Consider the following 1692-nt stretch of genomic DNA (forward strand, 5'->3'; position numbering starts at 1 on the left):
GGTAAATGGAGTTATAAGGCGGTGTTGCATCAAGGGGAGAATATCGCCTTAGAAAAGGATTTGGGTAAAGGGATACAAGTTCCTATTACGAATGCAACGGGGGATTTCATGGTTATTCCCTCAAAAAAACAGGGCATTGATTTTCGTGCAAAAGGTAGGATTCAAGTATCCAGTGGTTATTTCAGATTTGGTGATTCTGGCGATTATTGGATAAAAGGTGGCGCTGACAGTCCTGAAAATTTATTGGCTTATGAGGACTTTGATGGCACTTACCGGATGAAGACCTCCATCAAGGAGGGGGAGGCCACTACCTCGGAAAAAATACATGCCTATACACCCCATTTGAACGATTGGCAAGCTGGTGATACAACTTGGCAAGGAGGTAAGGGTAAGGGGTTAATAGGGGCTTTGAATTATCTTGCTTCTAAGGGCATGAATGTGGCCTATTTTTTAACCTTGAACATCAAAGGCGATGGTAAGGATGTTTGGCCTTATGCAGATCCCATGGATTTTACGCGTTTTGATGTGAGTAAATTGGAGCAATGGGAAATCGTATTTCAACACATACAGTCCAAAGGAATAATGCTGCACATGGTGCTTCAGGAAACCGAGAACGAGACCATGCTCGATGGGGGTGATATGGGACCGTTACGTCAATTGTACTTTCGTGAATTGGTGGCCCGTTTTGGGCATCACCTTGCCCTGACGTTCAATCTGGGAGAGGAGAACGGTCCTGCGGACTTTACCCCGATTGCCCAAAATGATGCCCAGCGAAAGGCCATGGCAAGTTTTCTAAAACAAATAGATCCTTATAGCCATCCGGTTGTATTGCATACCCACTCCCATGAACCGGCACGGTCCAATGTGCTCGATTCCATTGTTGGGTTTAAGGACCTTGACGGACTTTCTTTACAGGTAGATAAGCGGGAAGAAGCTGCCGAAATAGTCCGGATATGGAAACAAAAAGCCAAGGCTGCCCAGCATGATTGGTTGATTACCATGGATGAAATCGGCATGTGGCACACAGGGGCTGTTTCCGATTCGTTGGATCCGAACCACGACACGCTTAGGCGTTATGTTCTTTGGGGAACTTTGTTGTCGGGGGCGGCTGGGGTTGAATGGTATTTTGGTGCGAAAAGCAAACATAATGACCTGAATGCCGAGGACTGGCGTACACGAGATCGACTTTGGGAATTGACCGATCATGCCTTGACCTTTTTCAAGGCTTATCTGCCGTATTGGGAAATGCAACCAGCCCATGGTTTAATGAATTCGAAAGAAGCTTATTGTTTTCGAAAAAAGGATCAAATCTATGTCGTTTATCTGCCATCAGATGGAAAATACACCATTGATCTAAGTGAAACCAAGGGGCAATTCAACATACAGTGGTATAACCCCCTCCATGGTGGTGATTTGATTATGGGAACCGTAAAAAACATCACAGGAGGCGCCATGCAGGACTTGGGCAATCCCGAAGTGGACAACGATAAAGCAATCCAACAAGATTGGGTGATATTGATAAACGCCATCGAATAGCCAACATAGTACTTTCCGTACTTATGAATAGATTATAGACTTTTTACTTGAAGATCGTGAAAGGCATCGGCCTGAAGTTTAAGCAGCTCCTCGGCTTTTTGTTTTTTATGGGCATAAACGGCTTCTTCCTCTTCGATTTCGCTATAGATCTTATGG

The 1692-nt window shown here is 44.9% G+C and carries 1 protein-coding gene; it reads left to right on the forward strand.

Features of this window, described 5'->3' with window-relative positions; all coding sequences use genetic code 11:
* Positions 1–1536 (forward strand): putative collagen-binding domain-containing protein (locus WBM98_RS12180; RefSeq protein ID WP_424366298.1); only part of this gene is annotated, 1536 nt, incomplete at its 5' end.
* Positions 1537–1692: the final 156 nt, after the last annotated feature.

This window comes from Maribacter sp., from assembly GCF_049667165.1.
Taxonomy (GTDB): Bacteria; Bacteroidota; Bacteroidia; order Flavobacteriales; family Flavobacteriaceae; genus Maribacter_A.